Annotated in this window: 30 protein-coding genes; 1 reads left to right on the top strand and 29 read right to left on the bottom strand. The window is 38.9% G+C overall.

Annotated features, from left to right (window positions below; all coding sequences use genetic code 11):
- Positions 1-40 precede the first annotated feature (40 nt).
- Together NQZ71_RS01445 and NQZ71_RS01450 are read right to left on the bottom strand one after the other, a co-directional pair.
- Positions 41-1,519 (bottom strand): PH domain-containing protein, encoded by a 1,479-nt coding sequence (locus NQZ71_RS01445; RefSeq protein ID WP_317011215.1) that lies wholly within the window; start codon positions 1,517-1,519, stop codon positions 41-43.
- Entirely contained in the window at positions 1,519-2,013 is a 495-nt protein-coding gene (locus NQZ71_RS01450; protein WP_275009682.1) for a PH domain-containing protein, read from the bottom strand. Before NQZ71_RS01450 ends, NQZ71_RS01445 begins: the two co-directional genes overlap by 1 nt.
- A gap of 289 nt (positions 2,014-2,302) precedes the next feature.
- Between NQZ71_RS01450 and NQZ71_RS01455 the strand changes: the two genes are divergently transcribed.
- Positions 2,303-4,840 (top strand): LamG-like jellyroll fold domain-containing protein, encoded by a 2,538-nt coding sequence (locus NQZ71_RS01455; protein WP_317011216.1) that lies wholly within the window; start codon positions 2,303-2,305, stop codon positions 4,838-4,840.
- 110 nt (positions 4,841-4,950) lie between these two features.
- Here NQZ71_RS01455 and rpsI read toward each other — a convergent pair whose 3' ends face one another.
- From rpsI to rplP, 27 genes are all read right to left on the bottom strand, one after another.
- Positions 4,951-5,343 carry a 30S ribosomal protein S9 gene (rpsI, locus tag NQZ71_RS01460; protein ID WP_144458327.1) on the bottom strand — a complete coding sequence of 131 codons (393 nt, stop codon included), beginning with the start codon at positions 5,341-5,343 and terminating at the stop codon, positions 4,951-4,953.
- Between the two features lie 21 nt (positions 5,344-5,364).
- The gene (rplM, locus tag NQZ71_RS01465; protein ID WP_144458328.1) at positions 5,365-5,802 is read right to left on the bottom strand and encodes a 50S ribosomal protein L13; all 438 of its coding nucleotides are present in this window, start codon (positions 5,800-5,802) and stop codon (positions 5,365-5,367) included.
- 208 nt (positions 5,803-6,010) lie between these two features.
- On the bottom strand, positions 6,011-6,748 hold the full coding sequence (truA, locus tag NQZ71_RS01470) for a tRNA pseudouridine(38-40) synthase TruA (RefSeq protein WP_144458329.1): 738 nt from the start codon (positions 6,746-6,748) through the stop codon (positions 6,011-6,013).
- Positions 6,749-6,760: 12 nt separating this feature from the next.
- The gene (locus NQZ71_RS01475; protein ID WP_127742455.1) at positions 6,761-7,558 is read right to left on the bottom strand and encodes an energy-coupling factor transporter transmembrane component T family protein; all 798 of its coding nucleotides are present in this window, start codon (positions 7,556-7,558) and stop codon (positions 6,761-6,763) included.
- Positions 7,555-8,427, bottom strand: coding sequence for an energy-coupling factor ABC transporter ATP-binding protein (locus NQZ71_RS01480; protein ID WP_144458330.1), 873 nt, complete (start codon positions 8,425-8,427; stop codon positions 7,555-7,557). The genes NQZ71_RS01475 and NQZ71_RS01480 overlap by 4 nt, the downstream gene beginning before the upstream one ends.
- Positions 8,403-9,242, bottom strand: coding sequence for an energy-coupling factor ABC transporter ATP-binding protein (locus tag NQZ71_RS01485; protein ID WP_317011217.1), 840 nt, complete (start codon positions 9,240-9,242; stop codon positions 8,403-8,405). Before NQZ71_RS01485 ends, NQZ71_RS01480 begins: the two co-directional genes overlap by 25 nt.
- A gap of 388 nt (positions 9,243-9,630) precedes the next feature.
- Entirely contained in the window at positions 9,631-9,993 is a 363-nt protein-coding gene (rplQ, locus tag NQZ71_RS01490; RefSeq protein ID WP_127742449.1) for a 50S ribosomal protein L17, read from the bottom strand.
- Between the two features lie 59 nt (positions 9,994-10,052).
- Positions 10,053-10,997, bottom strand: coding sequence for a DNA-directed RNA polymerase subunit alpha (locus NQZ71_RS01495; protein ID WP_127742484.1), 945 nt, complete (start codon positions 10,995-10,997; stop codon positions 10,053-10,055).
- A gap of 175 nt (positions 10,998-11,172) precedes the next feature.
- Positions 11,173-11,562, bottom strand: a complete 390-nt coding sequence (gene rpsK / locus NQZ71_RS01500) for a 30S ribosomal protein S11 (protein WP_009791303.1) — start codon at positions 11,560-11,562, stop codon at positions 11,173-11,175.
- Between the two features lie 21 nt (positions 11,563-11,583).
- Positions 11,584-11,949 (bottom strand): 30S ribosomal protein S13, encoded by a 366-nt coding sequence (gene rpsM, locus NQZ71_RS01505; RefSeq protein ID WP_127742447.1) that lies wholly within the window; start codon positions 11,947-11,949, stop codon positions 11,584-11,586.
- Positions 11,950-11,971: 22 nt separating this feature from the next.
- Complete coding sequence (rpmJ, locus tag NQZ71_RS01510) at positions 11,972-12,085, bottom strand: 50S ribosomal protein L36 (RefSeq protein WP_000868344.1); 114 nt, start codon at positions 12,083-12,085, stop codon at positions 11,972-11,974.
- A 37-nt stretch (positions 12,086-12,122) separates the two neighbouring features.
- Positions 12,123-12,341 (bottom strand): translation initiation factor IF-1, encoded by a 219-nt coding sequence (gene infA / locus NQZ71_RS01515; RefSeq protein ID WP_016204578.1) that lies wholly within the window; start codon positions 12,339-12,341, stop codon positions 12,123-12,125.
- A gap of 850 nt (positions 12,342-13,191) precedes the next feature.
- Positions 13,192-13,842: an adenylate kinase gene (locus NQZ71_RS01520; protein WP_127742445.1), complete on the bottom strand. Its 651-nt coding sequence runs from the start codon at positions 13,840-13,842 to the stop codon at positions 13,192-13,194.
- A 66-nt stretch (positions 13,843-13,908) separates the two neighbouring features.
- Complete coding sequence (gene secY, locus NQZ71_RS01525) at positions 13,909-15,204, bottom strand: preprotein translocase subunit SecY (RefSeq protein ID WP_317011218.1); 1,296 nt, start codon at positions 15,202-15,204, stop codon at positions 13,909-13,911.
- Positions 15,204-15,644, bottom strand: coding sequence for a 50S ribosomal protein L15 (rplO, locus tag NQZ71_RS01530; protein ID WP_127742435.1), 441 nt, complete (start codon positions 15,642-15,644; stop codon positions 15,204-15,206). Before rplO ends, secY begins: the two co-directional genes overlap by 1 nt.
- A 32-nt stretch (positions 15,645-15,676) precedes the next feature.
- Positions 15,677-15,859 (bottom strand): 50S ribosomal protein L30, encoded by a 183-nt coding sequence (gene rpmD / locus NQZ71_RS01535; RefSeq protein WP_127742433.1) that lies wholly within the window; start codon positions 15,857-15,859, stop codon positions 15,677-15,679.
- Between the two features lie 13 nt (positions 15,860-15,872).
- Positions 15,873-16,379, bottom strand: coding sequence for a 30S ribosomal protein S5 (gene rpsE / locus NQZ71_RS01540; protein ID WP_127742431.1), 507 nt, complete (start codon positions 16,377-16,379; stop codon positions 15,873-15,875).
- Between the two features lie 24 nt (positions 16,380-16,403).
- Positions 16,404-16,766, bottom strand: a complete 363-nt coding sequence (gene rplR / locus NQZ71_RS01545) for a 50S ribosomal protein L18 (protein WP_127742429.1) — start codon at positions 16,764-16,766, stop codon at positions 16,404-16,406.
- Between the two features lie 32 nt (positions 16,767-16,798).
- Positions 16,799-17,335, bottom strand: a complete 537-nt coding sequence (gene rplF, locus NQZ71_RS01550; RefSeq protein ID WP_144458333.1) for a 50S ribosomal protein L6 — start codon at positions 17,333-17,335, stop codon at positions 16,799-16,801.
- Positions 17,336-17,366: 31 nt separating this feature from the next.
- On the bottom strand, positions 17,367-17,765 hold the full coding sequence (gene rpsH, locus NQZ71_RS01555; protein ID WP_127742425.1) for a 30S ribosomal protein S8: 399 nt from the start codon (positions 17,763-17,765) through the stop codon (positions 17,367-17,369).
- A gap of 29 nt (positions 17,766-17,794) precedes the next feature.
- On the bottom strand, positions 17,795-17,980 hold the full coding sequence (gene rpsN / locus NQZ71_RS01560; protein WP_009499044.1) for a 30S ribosomal protein S14: 186 nt from the start codon (positions 17,978-17,980) through the stop codon (positions 17,795-17,797).
- A 25-nt stretch (positions 17,981-18,005) separates the two neighbouring features.
- Positions 18,006-18,545, bottom strand: a complete 540-nt coding sequence (gene rplE / locus NQZ71_RS01565) for a 50S ribosomal protein L5 (protein WP_127742423.1) — start codon at positions 18,543-18,545, stop codon at positions 18,006-18,008.
- Positions 18,546-18,571: 26 nt separating this feature from the next.
- Positions 18,572-18,883 (bottom strand): 50S ribosomal protein L24, encoded by a 312-nt coding sequence (gene rplX / locus NQZ71_RS01570; protein ID WP_127742421.1) that lies wholly within the window; start codon positions 18,881-18,883, stop codon positions 18,572-18,574.
- 36 nt (positions 18,884-18,919) lie between these two features.
- Positions 18,920-19,288 (bottom strand): 50S ribosomal protein L14, encoded by a 369-nt coding sequence (rplN, locus tag NQZ71_RS01575; RefSeq protein WP_016204567.1) that lies wholly within the window; start codon positions 19,286-19,288, stop codon positions 18,920-18,922.
- Positions 19,289-19,328: 40 nt separating this feature from the next.
- Entirely contained in the window at positions 19,329-19,592 is a 264-nt protein-coding gene (gene rpsQ / locus NQZ71_RS01580) for a 30S ribosomal protein S17 (RefSeq protein WP_127742419.1), read from the bottom strand.
- Positions 19,593-19,612: 20 nt separating this feature from the next.
- Complete coding sequence (rpmC, locus tag NQZ71_RS01585) at positions 19,613-19,816, bottom strand: 50S ribosomal protein L29 (protein WP_003351417.1); 204 nt, start codon at positions 19,814-19,816, stop codon at positions 19,613-19,615.
- Positions 19,806-20,240, bottom strand: a complete 435-nt coding sequence (rplP, locus tag NQZ71_RS01590) for a 50S ribosomal protein L16 (RefSeq protein WP_127742417.1) — start codon at positions 20,238-20,240, stop codon at positions 19,806-19,808. Before rplP ends, rpmC begins: the two co-directional genes overlap by 11 nt.
- Position 20,241: the final 1 nt, after the last annotated feature.

Raw genomic sequence — 20,241 nt, forward strand, 5'->3', positions numbered from 1 at the left:
ATACACTTTAATTAATGGGGAACGATATAAAAAGATTTAATTATCGTTTATCAATACGAATGTCTTTTCCCCTCATCTTATACCAATAATAAAAGTCAACAGCCGCTTCGTAAGGGACATCCTTAATAGAAGTATGAACGATTGGCTTAGAGCGGTTAACGATCCCCATTTCTGCTAAACCAAACCGCCTTTGCCATCTGGACTGTGCCACTTCAACCTCAATAACTTTACTTCTCTTCGTAAGGAATAAGGACGTTTGGAGGCTGCCTGTTTTCAACTGCATATATTCATCTTTTACAATATAGCTGCTGTTTACAAAGTCCAGTAAGCGCAAAATATAAACGATCAGCAATACCGCAAAGGAGACATACCATAAGTTTTGCTTAAAGATAAGAAGTCCTATCAATGCTGCAAGCCACAAAATACTTGGTCTTAACATTTTTGCCACAAGCGCAGTTTTCGGTAAGCTTGTCATGTTTGGGATGATTTTATATTCAGGTAATAGTTCATGAACAATTTCATATGCCCTATTTACCGGTAAAAATGGGTATAAAGAATTTGTTTTCAAATCCTCTTCTCCTGTTTCACCTGCACTGACCAGTTTAACCTCAGCAAGTCGTAGGATTCTTTTCAGTGGTGATTGGATTACCTCAATAGCCTGAACCTTCTCTTTTAAGATGGAAAAAGCAACCTCGTCCACCAAACCCTTTCTAATATAAATCCTTTTACTGTCAGATAAAATCTGGTATTTACCATACCTCCAATAAGTAGTAATTACACCAAATGCAATTGCGATGAATGTAAAGATAACCAACGTAATAGCAATCATCCACCAGTATCTCATGATGGCTTTTAGCCAATCCCCCATAATGCTTGTGACTGGCAACAGGTCTTCAATATTGGAATATATCGTAAACACAACAGGTATAAGTGCAAAAAAGCTTAATGATGTGAAAGATGCCTTCAATACATCTTTTTTAGATGCAATAAAATGAATCTCTCTTTCATTCTGTGTCTCCACTATATAATCAGGATCCTTTTCCTCCTCGGAGGCTTCTGAAATTTCCTCATCATAAACACTTGATGCAATAGTCTCCAGCCAATCTGCTTCTTTTTTAGAAACAGCAGCTAATGCAATTGACCCATTATCGCCTGACTCCCCGGTCTCCATCGTAATGGAAGAAATATTGAATAGTTTATGGATAACAGTAGTACGCTTTTGAATATTTTGGATCTTACTTAAAGAGATTACCCGTTCTGATTTCTTAATGACACCAGATGAAATATGAATAGCCTCGTCTTTTACTGTATACCGGTAGAAACACCAATTAAAGAAGTTATAAACAATTGCAAAAAGAATAAACACGGCAAATAAATACTGGGAAGCAAGCCAAAGTTTGCTGTCTGTACCAAAATGAATAACGTAAAGAAAGAAAATGATTATAAAATTGGTTTTAATCAATGAAACGAAATCCAGCAGCATTTTTACCGGATGCAGCCTTGCTGTTCTTCCTTCCATTACTCCACTTCCTTAATCTTTGCATAATGAGCTATTTGGTTCCTTAGTTCTAGTGCTTCTTCTTCTGGGATAGCTGGAATTTGATGACTGCTTCCCATCGTACCGACAGAGATAGAATACAGCTTGTATTTTCTTAAAAGCGGCCCTTGCACAAGTTCAACCGACTGTACCTTTGTCATTGGGATGAGTTGATGCTGTTTTTTCCATATTCCTGATTTCAACTGGATGAATTCTTCGTCCACATCATAACGCCAATATTTCTGCTTTAACGACGGTTCAATAATAATTCCCCAGATTGCAGATAATACAGTTAAACCAATAAGGCCAAGAATAATCCAGCCAATCCAGTACGTCCACTCAAAATAATCATCTAAGTAATATAAAACACCAAGCACTACAAGTATCCCCACATTTATTATGGTCTCTGATATGCGCCAAACTTTCATTGCTTTTTCTGATATGCTTTTCTTCGGTTCCTCTATTTTAGAGTACATTCTAGCACCTCCTACTTATAATGTTAATACGATTTATCAGCGGATTAGTTCCTGTTTTTAATAGAAATATGCAGTTTTTGTAAAAAATAGGTCAATAGATTCTGTTCCACTAATATTGTTAACGTATGATAGATTATGAAAGCGTTTTTAATTTAAAAAACGAAAGGAGGTTCATACGGTACAATCTTACTTTGGAGCCGCTCCCCATACATAGTACAACGCCTCATAGAATTGGAGCTGTCCATTACAAGCACTATGGCTTCCATTTCAAAAAGAAGGAGTTATGTCGATGAGAAAAAGTAATTTGCGGCTTTTACTGACCGCCACTTTAGCTTTAGTACTTACTATTCCAAGCGCTGCATTTGCAGAAAAAACAAATCAAACAAACCTCGCCAGCGCAAAACCTGCAATTCCTGATTATCAAGACGTATCTGTCCATGATCCATCCATAGTAAAGGATGGTGATACTTACTATGTTTTCGGCTCACATATTGAAGCAGCGAAATCAGATGATTTAATCAACTGGGAAACCTTCACAAATGGTTATACAACTCCAAATAACAAGATATATGGTGACTTATCGAAAAACTTAGCAGGCTCTTTTAAATGGGCTGGAGAAGATGATTCTGACAGCAAGGGCGGTTTCGCAGTATGGGCTCCTGATGTTTTTTGGAATAAAAACTATGTCAATAAGGATGGCAGCAAAGGTGCCTACATGATTTATTATAGTGCATCATCCACTTATATACGATCTGCAATCGGCTATGCTGTATCACAAGACATTGATGGTCCCTATGAATATGTTGATACAATTGTCTATTCTGGTTTTACAAAAGAAAGTGCAAAAGACGCTAATAGCAATGTTGACAAAAAGTGGGTCAACACAAACATCCAAGGCTTAATTAATTCTGGAAACCTGAAAAGTGAAAATGACAACTGGTTTAATTCAGACGGCTCCTATAACAATAATCTTTATCCTAATGCTATTGATGCTAATGTGTTCACTGCTGCTGACGGCAAACTGTGGATGACATATGGCTCTTGGTCTGGCGGTATCTACCTGCTGGAGATAGATAAGAAAACCGGAAAACCAATCTATCCTGAGAAGGATGGCAAAACAAAGGACGGCAGAATGATTGACCGCTACTTCGGCACAAAAATTGCCGGCGGCTTTTACAAATCTGGAGAGGGCCCATATATAGTCTATGATAAAAATACGAAATATTATTATCTATATGTGACATATGGCTGGTTAGGTGCTGATGGCGGTTATAATATGAGGCTGTTTCGCTCCAAATCACCAGATGGCCCATATGTAGATGCAAGCGGCCAATCTGCGGTGCTACCTGGAAATGTAGACAATTCACCATATGGAAATAAGGTTATGGGAAATTTCCTGTTTGAACGGAGAATTGGAGATCCTGGTACTGGTATAGGAGTCGGCTACGTATCACCAGGACATAATTCTGCTTTCATTGATTCTGAAACAGGGCAGCATTTCTTAGTGTTCCATTCCCGCTTCCCTCAAGCAGGTGAAATGCACGAAGTGCGAGTTCATCAAATGTTCATGAACAGTGAAGGCTGGCCTCTTGCGGCACCATACCGCTATAGTGGGGAAAAGCTCGAAAAAGTAAATAAGCAAGCTTTGATTGGCCAATATCAGTTCATTAATCATGGAAAAACCTATTCAGGCGATATCACAGAATCTGTATATATCGAGCTGACTAAAAATGGAAAAATAATAGGAGATGTGACTGGTACTTGGAAAAAGACAAGTCATAATGAAGCGGAAATAAAAATCGATGACAATACCTACAACGGTGTGTTTGTCCGCCAATGGGATGAAGTATCCAAAAGCTATGTGATGGCATTTACAGCCATGTCAAACGAAGGAGTCACAATCTGGGGCAGTAAAATGGAAGATAAGACAGACAAGGAAATCGTACAGGATGTTAAAACTGACCTAAATCTTGGCGATACAGCTAACGTAGTTTCTAATATATCCTTACCGACAGAGGGAACCCGCCATACAACAATCACATGGAAAACCTCTGATTCAAATGTCATCTCAGCAACAGGTGCCATAACACGTCCCGAGGCTGGCGCTGCAAGTAAAGATGCTACGTTGACCGCAACCATTACAAAAGGCAAGTTCACAACAACTAAAAACTTTGTCATTACTGTTTTGCCATATAAGGAAAATGGTTTGGCTGCACAATACTCCTTTGAAGGAAATTTAAATGACAGCAATGCACAATTCGACAGCGGCATAATAACAGGAAATAGAATTGATAATACCGGTGGGACCATTTCCTATGCAGATGGAGTAAACGGCGGGAAAGCAGCAAAATTTGATGGTGCTTCAGGCATACGATTGCCAAACGGATTAATATCAAGCGACAGCTATAGTGTTTCCCTCTGGATTAAACCAGAACAGCTGACGCAATACACTACTACTTTCTTCGGTGCAAGAGACAGTAACAACTGGATAAGTCTCCTTCCATATGGTACAGGAAACGGTAGCACAGAAGTATGGTCAGGCAGCTCTACATGGTATGATGCATCAGTCGGCAGCCAAATAAAAACTGGTGAATGGACTCACCTAGCTTTTACAGTAGATAATGATGCTATTTCCGTGTACGTTAACGGAATAGAAAAGTATAAAGGCACAGGTTTCCCTAATATATTCACGACAGCAAATGCAAGCTTCAGTCTTGGTGTAAACTGGTGGGACTCACCATTTAAAGGTTTCATGGATGAATTAAAAATTTATGATGGTTCACTTACAGCGGAAGAAATAAGTAAGCTTGCCCAGGAAAATAAGTGAGTTTTAGAAGCCCCGTATGTAGGACATACGGGGCTTTTGATTAACATATAAGAACGAAAGAAAAAAAAGACCCTCAAGCAATAAGCTTGAGAGTCTTTTGAAAAGTAAAATTAACGTTTTGAGAACTGAGGTGCACGACGAGCGCCTTTAAGACCGTATTTTTTACGTTCTTTCATACGAGCGTCACGAGTTAACAATCCAGCACGCTTAAGTGTTGGACGGTACTCAGGATCTGCTTGAAGTAAAGCACGAGCGATACCGTGACGGATAGCTCCAGCTTGACCAGTGTATCCTCCACCGTTAACGTTTACTAGGATATTGTAGCTTCCAGTAGTTTCAGTAGCTACTAATGGTTGTTTTACAACTTCACGTAAAGCTGCAAAAGGAATGTAGTTTTCAATTTCACGACCATTGATGATGATTTGACCGTCGCCTGGTACTAAACGTACACGTGCAACGGAACTTTTACGACGACCAGTACCGATATATTGAACCTGTGCCATTTTTTTTACCTCCCTTATTAATTATCCGCGAAGTTCGTAAACTTCTGGTTGTTGTGCTTGGTGCGGATGCTCGCTACCAGCGTATACATGTAATTTTTTGAAGATTTGACGACCAAGAGAATTCTTTGGAAGCATGCCTTTGATAGCAAGCTCAAGCATTTTCTCAGGGTAGTTTGTACGCATTTCTAAAGCAGTTCTTTGCTTTAGTCCACCTGGATGCATAGTGTGACGGTAGTAAATTTTATCAGTCAATTTTTTACCAGTCAATTCGATTTTTGAAGCATTTAAAAGAATAACATGATCACCAGTATCCACATGTGGTGTGAAAGTTGGTTTATGTTTTCCACGTAGGATTGATGCTACTTCACTAGCAAGACGACCTAAAGTTTTGCCTTCAGCATCAATCACGTACCATTTACGGTCAACAGTGTTTGAATTAGCCATGAACGTTGTACGCATGAGTTTCCCTCCTGAATGTTTAAGTTTTTAATTTTTTTGTTGTTTTAATGATTTACGTCTATATGTTCACACAATTAAGTTTCCGGGGCTTAATGTGGGTTTATAATACATACCATATTATGATATATGCTAGAGTGCCATATGTCAAGAAAATGTTACACCAGGTTTAGTTGTTATGAAAATTTCTTTTCGGCTTGATATTTTCTACTTAATAGTAGACCTTCCATAAATACAATCCGTTTGCAGAAGCAGTCTTTCCTGCCGCTTTACGGTCTTTTTTCGTTAGAATTGCTTTAATGGATTCTGGCTTTCGTTTGCCTCTGCCTACGTCCAACAGTGTTCCAATAATGATACGCACCATATTATAAAGGAAACCATTTCCTTTAAAGCTAAAAATAAGCATATCGCCATCTTCCACTAGTTCCATTGACGTAATAGTCCTTACCTTATCTTCCTTGTCCGTCTTCATGGAGCAAAAGCTTGTGAAGTCATGTTCTCCAATAAAATATCCAGTAGCATCACGAATTGCCTCGATATCCAATTTATATGGATAATAATAAGCATGGTTACGCTTGAATGGATCTCTTCTTTCAGAGAGATGGATAAAATAACGGTATTCCTTGCCCGTTACATTGTATCTTGCATGGAAGTCCAAATTTACTGGTTCTATGGTGGAAAATACAATATCATGGGGCAGCAGTGCATTTATTGCAAGCTCCCACTTTCCAGCAGGTATATCCAGATCTGAATCAAAATGGATGACTTGTCCTTTTGCATGGACGCCCGCATCTGTACGGCCTGACGCTTGAATCTTTATTTCACTGCCTTTATGGAGCTTTTTTAAAGCTTTTTCTATTTCACCTTGAACAGTACGGTCTCTTGGCTGAAGCTGAAAACCACAGTATTCTGTGCCATCGTAGCTGACTATCCCTTTATATCTTTGCATCACTTTTCTCCATTATGATTTAAATACAAGCAGCAAAACTGCTACAAGTACTAATAATACTATCATGATACTATCCGATTGCTTCCAAACTAGCTGACGATATTTCGTTCTGCCCTCTCCACCTTGGTAGCCTCTCGCTTCCATAGCAGTAGCCAACTCCTCGGCTCTCTTGAAGGCATTGACAAAAAGCGGAATTAACAATGGAACAATTGCTTTTATTCTGCTTTGAATAGGACCACTCGAAAATTCCACCCCTCTTGCCATCTGCGCCTTCATTATCTTCTCCGTTTCATCCATGAGTGTTGGGATGAAGCGTAAAGATATGGACATCATTAAGGCAAGTTCATGGACTGGAAAACGAATCTTTTTCAGAGGTCCCAGCAATGTCTCCAATGCATCAGTCAGCTCAATTGGTGTTGTCGTTAATGTCAGCAAGGAAGTCATGATTATAAGCAGAAAGAAGCGTAGTGAGATGAGTATCCCCATCCTTAGTCCTTCTGAATAAATTTTTATCCAACCGTATTCAAATAATAGGCTGCCATCTTTAGTAAAAAACAAATGAAGACAGAAAGTGAATAATATAAGCCAAAGTATTGGCTTTAATCCTAGATAAATATATTTAAAAGGAACCTTTGACAACATAATCATCAAACCTACATAAGCAGCAAGTATAAAATAAGTGGCTGCATTGTTGGCCAGGAAAACAATACATATAAATAAAAATACAATTATAAGCTTTGAACGAGGATCCATTCTGTGCAGAAGTGAGTCAATCGGAACAAAACGACCTATTATCATTTTCCCCATCATTGATGATCCTCATTTTTCTTTAAGTAATCCGCTAGTTCCATAATAAATGTCTCCATATTTAAATGCACTTTATCAAGTTTAAAGCCAAGCTGTGATTCTAATTTCCTTTGAAATCTAACTATATCAGGAACATTCAATCCAATTTGCACTAAATCTTCGCTTTCCGAGAATATTTCCTCAGCAGTTCCTTCTCTATAAACATTACCTTTATTCATAATGACGATTTTGTCTGCATACAATGCTGCATCCTCCATACTATGTGTAACCAGTATAGTCGTCAGGTTTCGTTCTTTATGCAGTCTATAGAACATTTCCATGATTTCTTTTCTGCCTCTTGGGTCTAGACCTGCAGTTGGCTCATCTAAAACAAGCACCTCAGGCTCCATAGCCAGAACACCGGCAATTGCCACACGTCTCATTTGCCCGCCTGACAGATCAAATGGAGATTTGTTCAAATAGTCTTCCGAAAGTCCTACTTCCTTTAAAGCCCGTTTAGCTCTGATTTTTGCCTCTTCCTCTTTTACTCCAAAGTTCATTGGTCCAAAGCAGATATCTTTTTCTACTGTTTCCTCGAATAACTGGCTTTCTGGAAACTGAAAAACAATTCCTACCTTTTGGCGAATTGGAGCAAGGTTCTTGTTCTTACGGCCAGCTTCTATTAACCTGTCACCTATTGCAACACTTCCACTAGTGGGTGTTAACAAGGCATTCAAATGCTGAAGAATTGTGGATTTTCCAGAGCCTGTATGACCAATGATAGCCATATAAGAACCTGAGGTTATATTTATGTCCACATTCTCAATTGCCAATCTTTCAAACGGTGTATTCTCTTGATAACGATAGGCTACTTTTTGAAGTGAGATGTCCATAGCTCAGTCACCAACTCTTCTTCTGTCAATGTTATTTTGTCTACCTTTATCCCCTGCGCTTCAAGACCACTTCTTAGTCTTATGGCAAATGGGATATCAAGTCCGATTTCAATTAGTTCCTTCTCTAACTGGAAAATTTCAGAGGGCTTACCCTCCTGATAAACCTGCCCTTTATTCATGATGATAATCCGGTCTGCTCTTGCTGCTTCATCAAGGTCATGGGTGATAGAGATTACAGTCATATTTTCCTGCTTCAGCTCTTTTATTAAGTCAAGCACTTCCTGTCTCCCCTGAGGATCAAGCATAGACGTCGCTTCATCAAGAACAATAATGCTTGGTTTCAAAGCAATAACACCAGCAATTGCTACACGTTGTTTTTGTCCACCTGATAGATGGTGCGGCTCTTGATCAAGAAAAGATAGCATATTAACTTTTTCTAAAGAAGCTTCCACCCGTTTATGCATTTCCTCTCTAGGGATAGCATTGTTTTCTAACCCAAAAGCCACATCATCTTTAACTGTTGTCCCTACAAATTGATTATCAGGGTTTTGAAAAACCATACCTACTCTTTTTCTCGCATCCCAAACTGTTTCTTCTGATATGACTATGTCTCCAATGCGGATAGATCCTTCTTTTGTGAAATACAACCCGTTTAATAGCTTAGCAAGTGTTGATTTTCCTGAACCATTATGACCGACGATAGCTACCCATTCTCCCTCCTTAATTTGGAAGGAAACGTTATCTAGTGCCTTTGTCTGCTGATCTTCATACATAAAGGATAAGGAGTCGACTGATACCAAAACTTTATGGTTCATATAATACCCCACTCATTTTTCTTTTGCCAAAAAGAAAACTCGCCTTACGGGCGAGCTCTGAATTGGTTCTACATAAGATATAAATTTGAAGTAAATACCTATGTCCCTGAATACAGGAAATGTTGTAAATGAATCTTATGATATTCCTATTCTCGCACCCTGAATGCTTCTGTTAAAAACGAAAAAAGCCCGCACCTCCAATTCGACCTGAATTGCAGAGGTGCTAGAGCTAGACGAGACATTTGTTCTTTATTCTTTCCTAATGCTCATCGTAACACTCTGTTTTGGCTTGATAGCATATAGAATGAGACTACTAAAGAAAAAGGGTACTTGAACAAGTTTCATAGCAATATAAACTGTCCGGCACCCTATGTTCCTTAAATCTCTATTATACTAACTCGATAATTACCATTGGTGCACCGTCTCCGCGACGAGGTCCCATTTTCATGATACGTGTGTATCCACCTTGACGTTCAGTGTAACGAGCAGCGATGTCGCTGAACAATTTTTGAACAGCATCTTGGTTTTCTTCAACGTTAGCAACTTCATTACGTACGTAAGCAGCAGCTTGACGACGTGCATGAAGATCTCCACGTTTACCAAGTGTAATCATTTTTTCTACAACAGAACGAAGTTCTTTTGCACGAGCTTCAGTTGTTTCAATGCGCTCGTTGATGATTAAGTCTGTTGTTAAGTCACGTAACATAGCTTTACGCTGTGCGCTAGTGCGTCCTAACTTTCTGTAACCCATGTGTGATTCCCTCCTTTTGTTGTTATTCAAGCAGCTGGGTAATCAAAAACGGCTGTTTATCAGTCGTCTTTTCTTAGGCCTAAACCTAGTTCTTCCAGTTTATGCTTAACTTCTTCCAGAGATTTTCTACCAAGATTTCGAACCTTCATCATATCTTCTTCTGTCTTATTAGCCAATTCTTGCACTGTGTTAATTCCAGCACGTTTTAGGCAGTTATAAGAACGAACAGATAAATCAAGCTCTTCAATCGTCATCTCAAGAACTTTTTCTTTTTGATCTTCTTCTTTTTCTACCATTATCTCAGCATTTTGTGCTTCATCAGTTAAACCAACGAAGATGTTTAAATGCTCTGTCAAAATCTTTGCACCAAGTGCAATAGCATCTTGAGGACCTGTACTACCGTCAGTCCAAACGTCAAATGTTAGTTTATCATAATTAGTCAATTGACCAACACGAGTATTCTCAACTTGATAATTCACTCTAGAAACTGGAGTAAAGATAGAATCAATTGGAATTACTCCAATAGGTTGATCCTCACGTTTGTTTTGTTCAGCAGGTGTGTAACCACGACCACGCTTTGCAGTTAAACGCATGCGAAGATTTCCGTTGCTGCCCAATGTAGCGATATGAAGATCTGGATTCAAGATCTCTACATCACTATCATGAGTGATGTCCGCTGCAGTGACAACTCCTTCACCTTGCATATCAATCTCTAAAGTCTTTTCATCATCAGAGTAGATTTTAAGTGCCAGTTTTTTGATGTTCAATATGATAGATGTTACATCTTCCACGACGCCTTCAATTGTTGAGAACTCATGAAGTACCCCATCAATTTGAATGGATGTGATAGCGGCACCAGGAAGTGAGGATAATAGAATACGACGTAAGGAGTTACCCAAAGTAGTACCATATCCACGCTCAAGTGGCTCTACGACGAATTTGCCGTATTTGGCATCATCGTTGATCTCAACCGTTTCGATTTTTGGTTTTTCTATTTCGATCATCAAAATATACCCTCCTTCAAAACGTCGAAACCCCGGCTATATTAGTAACCGAAATTCCCCATGTTTACGTTCCCGCTTTGTGCACAACAACTGGGTTAATAATTCTGTACGGGCTTTTAAAAAGTTTTAATCAAATCCCAGTATAGACAAGGATAAATGATTTTATACAGAAAAATTAAACGCGGCGACGTTTAGGTGGTCGGCAGCCATTATGAGGAACTGGAGTTACGTCTCTGATAGCAGTAACTTCAAGGCCTGCAGCTTGAAGAGCACGGATTGCAGCTTCACGACCAGCACCTGGTCCTTTTACAGTTACTTCAAGAGTTTTCATGCCATGTTCCATTGATGTTTTAGCAGCAGTTTCAGCAGCCATTTGAGCAGCGAAAGGAGTAGATTTACGAGAACCTCTAAATCCTAGAGCTCCTGCACTTGACCAAGAAAGAGCATTACCATGTACATCAGTGATTGTTACGATTGTGTTATTGAATGTTGAACGAATGTGTGCAATACCAGATTCGATATTCTTTTTCACACGACGTTTACGAGTATTCGTTTTACGTGCCATTTAAAGTACCTCCTTTACGGATTATTTTTTCTTGTTAGCTACAGTCTTACGAGGACCTTTGCGTGTACGAGCGTTGTTTTTCGTGTTTTGTCCGCGAACTGGAAGACCACGGCGGTGACGAAGACCACGGTAGCAACCGATCTCCATTAGACGTTTAATGTTAAGTGAAACTTCACGACGAAGGTCACCTTCAACTTTTAATTTGTCAATGATATCACGGATTTTGTTAAGTTCATCTTCCGTTAAGTCACGAACACGAGTATCTTCAGAAACACCAGCTTCTGCTAATACTTTTTGTGCAGTAATTTTTCCGATACCAAAAATGTATGTTAAAGATATTACTACGCGTTTTTCACGTGGAATATCCACACCAGCAATACGTGCCATCTATATGCGCACCTCCTTATAATTAACCTTGTTTTTGTTTATGTTTAGGGTTTTCACAGATAACCATAACTTTCCCACGTCTGCGGATAACTTTGCATTTTTCGCAGATAGGTTTAACAGATGGTCTAACTTTCATTATCCTAACCTCCTTGATAGTACGGAGTGCAATCAGATTATTTAAAGCGGTAAGTAATTCTTCCGCGAGTCAAGTCATATGGAGATAACTCAACCGTTACTTTATCACCAGGTAAAATACGAATAAAATGCATGCGGATTTTACCAGAAACGTGAGCCAATACAGTATGACCATTTTCTAATTCTACCTTAAACATGGCGTTCGGCAAAGTTTCAGTGATTGTGCCTTCAATTTCGATTACATCGTCTTTAGCCATCGAATAAATTCTCCCTTCATTTTAAAATGCGAAATACTTAAAACTAACTATAGCAAAGTGTAGTTCTTCTCTTTTGTAACACGATCGGTGTACATCAACTACTCTGAACTGCTCTATAATATACTAATTTGTCATATAACTGCAACTAATAGATTATAACATAATGTTACACACACGTCGCTATTAATAACAAATTAATAATAAAAATTATAAACTTCCATCAGAATCGACCAATGTGACCACCAACACAGCTAATACTCGTTTAAATGAACTGCCATAAAGCTATATTATATGAAATATTTCTCGCAAACAGTACGATAGAAACAAATAGCCAGTGCTAACTGCGGCGTTTCATCATTTATCGTAATTTCCGCAAAAAAATAAAGTTAAAGCTTCTTCAAGAGTCTAACCGTATTCTTTGCATCACATACACAATTGCTTGATGAATTGCCGTTAAGATCTTCGCATTCCGATATTAAAGAGGAATTACCGATAGCGCACACCTGGTCCAATACCTTATGTCCATAATAGAAAGAATAATAGTTACCTTCTTCACTACTAGATAAAAAAGCAATTCAAGCGGAGCTACCATGAAATCCAAAATACTCTGCACCAATTATCTTAAATTGATTATTCTTCTAACTCACATAAACAGAACAAAGTTCATATTTATGCTTTACTTGTTACAGATATAACCATAGGAATTATTATACCTTTTGAAAAAAGGAAATGCATCATGTTTAGGAATAAACTCCTTAGCCATTTCATCCCAATTCTTCTATTTGATTCTCTGATTTTAGTCCATGCTAGAACAGATTAGTCTAAGCAAAAGTGTTTTATGAATTAAGGATTACTTTAAAGTACTTAGTAATTCATCCAAATCTGAAAATACTTTCGAAATATCTTGTTGGCCATTGATGTTTTTCAGATAGCCTTTTGACTCATAAAAATCAAGTAATGGTTGAGATTGTTTGATGTTAACATCCAAACGGTTTTTAACAGTAGCTTCGTTATCATCTGCACGTTGATATAACTCTCCGCCACAGCGATCACATGTTTCTGAATTAGCCGGCGGGTTGAACACTAAATGATAAGTGGCCCCACAGCTTTTACAGATACGGCGTCCTGTTAGTCTTTCCATTAATATTTCTTGATCAACTTGAACATTGATCACATAATCAAGTTTTTTTACTAAATCAGACAAAATGGATTCTAAAGCTTCAGCTTGTGGAACAGTACGAGGGAATCCGTCTAGAAGAAAACCCTTTTCACAGTCATCCTTACTAAGTCTTTCGCGAACAATACCAATTGTAACTTCATCTGGTACTAATTCACCTTTATCCATAAATGATTTTGCTTTTAGTCCAAGCTCTGTCTCATCTTTCATTGCAGCACGAAACATATCACCAGTTGAGATATGAGGGATGCCATATTTCTCGACAATCTTCTCGGCTTGTGTACCTTTGCCTGCGCCAGGGAGCCCCATTAAGACTAAATTCATGCGTATTCCCCCCTAAATAAAGTCTTGCACATATAATTCAAGGGACAAGCAGTCCCCTAAATTAATTTATTTAATAAATCCTTTATAGTGACGTTTAACTAGCTGTGATTCAAGCTGTTTCATTGTTTCCAGTGCAACACCGACAACGATGAGTAAACTAGTTCCCCCAATTTGAGCAGATTGCGGCAAGCCAGCAATATTGATAAAGAAAACTGGAAGAATAGCTATAACAGCTAAGAATAATGCTCCAACTAATGTTAAACGGTAAAGAACACGAGTCAAGTATTCTTGCGTACTCTTTCCTGGTCTGATACCAGGAATGTATCCACCTTGCTTCTTCAAGTTCTCAGAAACTTGTTCTGGATTAACTTGAATGAAAGCATAAAAATAAGTGAAAGCAAGAATTAATACTGTATAGATAACCATTCCAATAGGATGCGTATAGTCGAATACTTTTTGTATCCATGTTGTAACAGCATTTTGTTCAAAGAATGATGCGATCGTTCTTGGTGTTACCAGGAATGAAACCGCAAAGATAACTGGGATAACCCCAGCGGAGTTCACTTTAAGTGGAAGATGTGTAGATTGTCCTCCAACAGAGCTATTTCCATTCGTCATTCTTTTCGCATATTGGATTGGAATCTTTCTAAGTGCTTGCTGGATGAAGATTACTCCTACAACAATTGCTATCACTGCAACTACGATAAGAAGCACTGTAGCGATGCGCAAGAATAACTGATCACCAGGATTTGCAAACTGTTGTGCGTATATTTGGTTTGCTATTGATGGAATACCAGCAGCAATCCCAGCAAAGATGATAATGGAAATACCATTACCTACACCTTTTGATGTAATTAGTTCACCTAACCACATTAAGAAGGCAGTTCCAGCTGTTAACACAACAGAGATTACTAAGTAGGAACCAAATCCAGGATTAGTAATCAGAGCACCACCAGCTAGGTTGTTAAATCCATATGACATTCCAAACCCCTGAATGAAGCCTAAGACGATAGTGAAGTATCTCGTAAATTGAGTCAATTTACGTCGACCAGCATCACCTTGTTTAGACCATTCAGTGAACTTAGGTACAACATCCATCTGCAGCAAGCTGACAATGATAGATGCAGTAATATATGGCATAATCCCCATAGCGAGTATTGAAAAGTTTTTCAGTGCCCCACCACCGAATGTGTTTAATATTCCGAAGGCACTAAAAGTATCCTGTGCTTGTAAATAATCTGCATTAACATAAGGTACCGGTATGAAAGTACCGATACGGAATATAATCAACATTAATAGGGTGAATATGATTTTACGTCTTATTTCACCCACACGCATAAAATTGGAGATTGTCTGAAACATTAGATCACCTCTGTTTGACCGCCGGCAGCTTCAATAGCTTCCTTTGCAGCAGAGGAGAATTTATGTGCTTTAACAGTAAGCTTTTTCTCTACTTTGCCTTTTGCAAGAATCTTAATTCCTGCTCTTTCGTTGCTCACAACACCAGTTTCGATAAGAAGTTCTGGAGTTACTTCCGTTCCATCTTCGAAGCGGTTTAGAGCGTCAAGGTTTACAATTGCATATTCTTTACGGTTGATGTTTGTAAAACCACGTTTTGGTAAACGACGGAATAAAGGAGTTTGACCACCTTCAAATCCTGGTCTTACACCCCCACCGGAACGTGCATTTTGACCTTTATGACCTTTACCAGCAGTCTTACCAGTACCAGAACCGATACCACGACCTAAACGCTTGCGTTCTTTACGAGAACCTTCTGCAGGTTTTAATTCATGAAGTTTCATATTGGCACCTCCTTATTGAAGAAGAATGATTTTTAGTTTTCTTTAACAGATACTAAATGTGATACTTTAGTGATCATACCGCGGATAGCAGCATTATCATTTTGTTCTACTGTTTGGTTTACTTTACGTAGACCTAACGCTTTAACTGTTTCGCGTTGGTCTTGAGGACGACCAATTACGCTTTTAGTGAGGGTAATTTCCAGTTTGTTTGCCATCTAATTTCCCTCCTTATCCTAACAGTTCTTCTACTGATTTACCACGTAACTTCGCTACGTCTTCAGCACGTTTTAATTGTTTTAAACCGTCTAAAGTTGCACGAACCATGTTAATTGGTGTGTTTGTTCCTAAAGATTTAGATAGGATATCAGCAACACCAGCTAACTCAAGTACTGCACGCACTGGGCCACCAGCGATAACTCCAGTACCTTCAGAAGCAGGTTTTAGCAAGATTTCACCAGCACCGAAGTGTCCGATAATTTCATGTGGAATTGTTGTACCAACCATAGGTACTGCCACAAGATTTTTCTTCGCATCTTCAACTGCTTTACGGATTGCATCTGGTACCTCTTGAGCTTTACCAGTACCAAAACCAACATTGCCATTTTTATCTCCAACAACTACAAGTGCAGAGAAACGGAAACGACGTCCACCTTTAACAACTTTCGCTACACGGTTGATAGTAACAACGCGTTCTTCAAGTTCAAGTTTGTTTGGATCAATACTACGACTACGCATCTATTTTTGTCCCTCCTTTGACTATTAAAATTCTAAGCCGTTCTCACGAGCAGCATCAGCTAAAGCTTTTACGCGACCATGATATAAATATCCACCGCGGTCAAAAACAACTGATTTAACGCCTTTTTCTACAGCACGTTTTGCAACTGCTTCACCGATCTTAACAGCAGCATCAACATTACTAGCAGATTCTAAGTTAAGCTCTTTATCTAAAGTAGACGCACTAGCGATTGTTACACCATTAACATCATCAATAAGTTGAGCGTAAATGTGTTTGTTTGAACGGAACACATTTAAACGAGGACGAGCTTGAGTACCGCTTAATTTAGAACGCACACGTGCGTGTCTTTTTTTACGGGTTACATTCTTGTCAGCCTTCGTAATCATTCAGGTCACTCCTTTCATTTGCCTATATGGCATTACTTACCTGTTTTACCTTCTTTTCTACGTACGAATTCGCCTTCATAACGAATACCTTTACCTTTGTAAGGCTCTGGTGGACGAACGTCACGGATGTTTGCAGCAAGTGCTCCAACGCGCTCTTTGCTAGATCCTTTAACAATAACTTTAGTTGCAGAAGGAACTTCAATTTCAATTCCTACTTCTGGTTCGATCTCAACTGGATGAGAGTAACCTACGTTAAGAACAAGTTTGTTTCCTTGTTTTTGCGCACGGTAACCTACACCGATAAGTTCAAGACCTCTTTCAAAACCTTTAGAAACACCTTCGACCATGTTAGCTAACAAAGCGCGAGTTGTTCCGTGCAATGCACGATGTTCCTTCGCATCAGAAGGACGAGTCACGTTAATTACGTTCTCTTCAACGTTGATTGCGATATCAGAGTTAAAAGTACGAGTTAATTCGCCTTTAGGACCTTTAACCGTTACAGTACTGTTATCGATAGTAACTGTAACGCCTGCTGGTACTTCGACTGGTTTTTTACCTACACGAGACATTTAGTTGCACCTCCATTCATTTAAACCTTTATTACCAAACGTATGCTAAAACTTCTCCGCCAACTTGTTTAGCGCGAGCTTCTTTATCAGTAATTACTCCTTGAGAAGTAGAAACTAGTGCGATTCCAAGACCGTTTAGTACGCGTGGAACTTCAGTTGCTTTCGCATATACACGAAGACCAGGTTTACTAATACGTTTAAGTCCAGTAATTACACGCTCATTGCTAGAACCGTATTTAAGGAAAATGCGGATGATTCCTTGTTTGTTATCTTCAATATATTCAACATCACGGATGAAACCTTCACGCTTCAGGATTTCAGCGATTTCTTTTTTCACATTAGAAGCAGGAACCTCTAATTTTTCGTGACGTACCATATTCGCATTACGGATTCTTGTAAGCAAATCTGCAATTGGATCTGTCATAACCATTGTATTAACCTCCTTCCCATAATGGGGTTTTACCAGCTAGCTTTTTTCACACCAGGAATTTGTCCCTTATATGCTAATTCACGGAAACAAATACGGCAAAGCTTAAATTTACGGTACACAGAATGTGGACGACCACAACGTTCGCAGCGTGTATATTCTTGTACTTTATATTTAGGCGTGCGTTTTTGTTTCGCAATCATTGACTTTTTAGCCACATTTACGCCTCCCTCTAATTAAGGATTACTTTTGGAACGGCATTCCAAATTGAGTTAATAATTCACGAGCTTCTTCATCAGTGTTAGCTGTTGTAACAATAACAATATCCATACCTCTAACTTTGTTTACTTTATCGTAATCAACTTCAGGGAAGATCAATTGTTCTTTAACACCTAGAGTGTAGTTACCACGGCCGTCAAAAGATTTCTTAGAAATACCGCGGAAGTCACGAACACGTGGTAGAGAAACAGATACTAGTTTATCAAAAAACTCATACATGCGTTCTCCACGAAGTGTAACTTTCGCTCCGATTGGCATACCTTCACGTAGACGGAAGCCTGCGATAGATTTTTTTGCACGAGTAACAACTGGCTTTTGACCAGAAATTACTGTCAATTCTTCAACTGCAATGTCCAATGCTTTTGCGTTAGCAACTGCTTCACCAACACCCATGTTGATAACAATCTTCTCAAGCTTTGGAACTTGCATTACAGATTTATAATTGAACTTGCTCATAAGAGCAGGTACAGTTTCTTTTGTGTACTTTTCTTTTAGGCGGTTCATCCATAGTACCTCCCTTCTTTTTTAAACTATTTATCTAGAATTTCACCGGATTTTTTCGCTACGCGTACTTTTTTACCGTCAACAGATGTTGAACCTACACGAGTAGGTGTACCTGTTTTAGGATCGATTAGCATAACGTTGGATACATGAATAGCTGCTTCCTGGTCATTGATTCCACCTTGTGGATTCAACTGGGATGGCTTATTGTGTTTCTTAACAATGTTGATTCCTTCAACTAGCACACGGCTTTTTTTAGGGAATGCTGCAAGAACAACACCAGTTTTGCCTTTATCCTTACCAGAGATGACCATTACTTTGTCACCTTTTTTAACATGCATCTTTCGCACCTCCTTAAAGGCAATTGTATTTATGATTTATAGTACTTCTGGAGCTAATGATACAATCTTCATGAAGTTGTTATCGCGTAATTCGCGAGCAACTGGTCCAAAGATACGAGTTCCACGTGGACTCTTATCATCACGGATAATTACACATGCGTTTTCATCGAAACGAATGTAAGTACCGTCTGCGCGGCGTACACCACTCTTAGTTCTTACTACTACTGCTTTTACTACGTCACCTTTTTTAACAACGCCACCTGGTGTTGCTTGTTTCACAGTAACAACGATGATATCACCGATATTTGCAGTTTTGCGGCCAGAGCCACCAAGAACTTTAATAGTTAGTACTTCACGAGCACCAGAGTTGTCAGCAACTTTCAAACGTGATTCTTGTTGAATCATGTGTGTAACCTCCCTTCGGGATGAAGCTTATTCCGAACAATTATATAATAACTGCTTTTTCTACTACTTCTACAAGACGGAAACGTTTTGTAGCTGATAATGGACGTGTTTCCATAATACGTACAACATCGCCAATTTTAGCTGTATTTTGCTCATCGTGAGCTTTATACTTTTTAGAGTATTTCACGCGTTTGCCATATAATGGGTGCTTTTTGTAAGTTTCTACAACAACAGAAATGGTTTTATCCATTTTGTCAGAAACAACACGGCCAGTATAGACTTTGCGTTGATTGCGTTCGCTCATCTTACGAACCTCCTCTCACGTTATCGATTATTGACGCCGATTTCTCTTTCACGAATAACTGTTTTCATGCGAGCAATCGCTTTGCGTACTTCACGAATACGAGCTGTATTTTCAAGTTGTCCTGTCGCTAATTGAAAGCGAAGGTTGAAAAGCTCTTCTTTTAAAGATTTAACTTTTTGTTCAATTTCTGCAGTGGTAAGGTCACGAATTTCATTAGCTTTCATTAGTTTCACCACCAATTTCTTCACGTTTTACAAACTTACATTTAACTGGAAGTTTGTGTGATGCAAGGCGAAGTGCCTCACGAGCGATCTCTTCAGAAACACCAGCAATTTCGAACATAATTTTTCCAGGCTTAACAACTGCTACCCAACCTTCTGGAGCACCCTTACCGGAACCCATGCGGACTTCTAGAGGCTTTGCAGTGTAAGGCTTATGTGGGAAAATTTTGATCCAAACTTTACCGCCACGTTTCATGTAACGAGTCATCGCGATACGAGCAGATTCAATTTGACGGTTAGTAATCCAAGATGCTTCTAAAGATTGCAAACCATATTCACCGAAAGTTACTTCTGTGCCGCCTTTTGCTTGACCGCGCATTTTTCCACGGTGTACACGACGGTATTTAACACGTTTAGGTAGTAACATT

It is taken from the genome of Niallia taxi (assembly GCF_032818155.1).
GTDB classification, from domain to species: Bacteria; Bacillota; Bacilli; order Bacillales; family Cytobacillaceae; genus Niallia; species Niallia taxi_A.

Bases quoted from the DNA above. Each gene is read 5' to 3' on its own strand.
- NQZ71_RS01455 (WP_317011216.1), top strand. From the start codon at position 2,303: ATGAGAAAAAGTAATTTGCGGCTTTTACTGACCGCCACTTTAGCTTTA.
- rplX (WP_127742421.1), bottom strand. From the start codon at position 18,883: ATGCATGTTAAAAAAGGTGACAAAGTAATGGTCATCTCTGGTAAGGAT.
- rplP (WP_127742417.1), bottom strand. From the start codon at position 20,240: ATGTTACTACCTAAACGTGTTAAATACCGTCGTGTACACCGTGGAAAA.
- rplQ (WP_127742449.1), bottom strand. From the start codon at position 9,993: ATGGGTTACAGAAAGTTAGGACGCACTAGCGCACAGCGTAAAGCTATG.
- NQZ71_RS01485 (WP_317011217.1), bottom strand. From the start codon at position 9,242: ATGAACCATAAAGTTTTGGTATCAGTCGACTCCTTATCCTTTATGTAT.
- rplM (WP_144458328.1), bottom strand. From the start codon at position 5,802: ATGCGTACAACGTTCATGGCTAATTCAAACACTGTTGACCGTAAATGG.
- rpsM (WP_127742447.1), bottom strand. From the start codon at position 11,949: ATGGCACGTATTGCTGGTGTGGATATTCCACGTGAAAAACGCGTAGTA.
- rplN (WP_016204567.1), bottom strand. From the start codon at position 19,288: ATGATTCAACAAGAATCACGTTTGAAAGTTGCTGACAACTCTGGTGCT.
- NQZ71_RS01495 (WP_127742484.1), bottom strand. From the start codon at position 10,997: ATGATCGAAATAGAAAAACCAAAAATCGAAACGGTTGAGATCAACGAT.
- NQZ71_RS01450 (WP_275009682.1), bottom strand. From the start codon at position 2,013: ATGTACTCTAAAATAGAGGAACCGAAGAAAAGCATATCAGAAAAAGCA.
- NQZ71_RS01445 (WP_317011215.1), bottom strand. From the start codon at position 1,519: ATGGAAGGAAGAACAGCAAGGCTGCATCCGGTAAAAATGCTGCTGGAT.
- rpsI (WP_144458327.1), bottom strand. From the start codon at position 5,343: ATGGCACAGGTTCAATATATCGGTACTGGTCGTCGTAAAAGTTCCGTT.
- rpmD (WP_127742433.1), bottom strand. From the start codon at position 15,859: ATGGCAAACAAACTGGAAATTACCCTCACTAAAAGCGTAATTGGTCGT.
- infA (WP_016204578.1), bottom strand. From the start codon at position 12,341: ATGGCTAAAGACGATGTAATCGAAATTGAAGGCACAATCACTGAAACT.
- rpsH (WP_127742425.1), bottom strand. From the start codon at position 17,765: ATGGTTATGACAGATCCAATTGCAGATTTGCTTACAAGAATCCGTAAT.
- rpsE (WP_127742431.1), bottom strand. From the start codon at position 16,379: ATGCGTAGTCGTAGTATTGATCCAAACAAACTTGAACTTGAAGAACGC.
- rplO (WP_127742435.1), bottom strand. From the start codon at position 15,644: ATGAAACTTCATGAATTAAAACCTGCAGAAGGTTCTCGTAAAGAACGC.
- rpmC (WP_003351417.1), bottom strand. From the start codon at position 19,816: ATGAAAGCTAATGAAATTCGTGACCTTACCACTGCAGAAATTGAACAA.
- rplE (WP_127742423.1), bottom strand. From the start codon at position 18,545: ATGAACCGCCTAAAAGAAAAGTACACAAAAGAAACTGTACCTGCTCTT.
- truA (WP_144458329.1), bottom strand. From the start codon at position 6,748: ATGCAAAGATATAAAGGGATAGTCAGCTACGATGGCACAGAATACTGT.
- NQZ71_RS01475 (WP_127742455.1), bottom strand. From the start codon at position 7,558: ATGATGGGGAAAATGATAATAGGTCGTTTTGTTCCGATTGACTCACTT.
- NQZ71_RS01480 (WP_144458330.1), bottom strand. From the start codon at position 8,427: ATGGACATCTCACTTCAAAAAGTAGCCTATCGTTATCAAGAGAATACA.
- rplF (WP_144458333.1), bottom strand. From the start codon at position 17,335: ATGTCTCGTGTAGGTAAAAAACCAGTCGAAGTACCAGCAGGCGTTACA.
- rpmJ (WP_000868344.1), bottom strand. From the start codon at position 12,085: ATGAAAGTTAGACCATCTGTTAAACCTATCTGCGAAAAATGCAAAGTT.
- rpsK (WP_009791303.1), bottom strand. From the start codon at position 11,562: ATGGCACGTAAAACGAATACTCGTAAACGTCGTGTGAAAAAGAATATC.
- NQZ71_RS01520 (WP_127742445.1), bottom strand. From the start codon at position 13,842: ATGAATTTAGTCTTAATGGGGCTCCCTGGCGCAGGCAAAGGTACACAA.
- secY (WP_317011218.1), bottom strand. From the start codon at position 15,204: ATGTTTCAGACAATCTCCAATTTTATGCGTGTGGGTGAAATAAGACGT.
- rplR (WP_127742429.1), bottom strand. From the start codon at position 16,766: ATGATTACGAAGGCTGACAAGAATGTAACCCGTAAAAAAAGACACGCA.
- rpsQ (WP_127742419.1), bottom strand. From the start codon at position 19,592: ATGAGCGAACGCAATCAACGCAAAGTCTATACTGGCCGTGTTGTTTCT.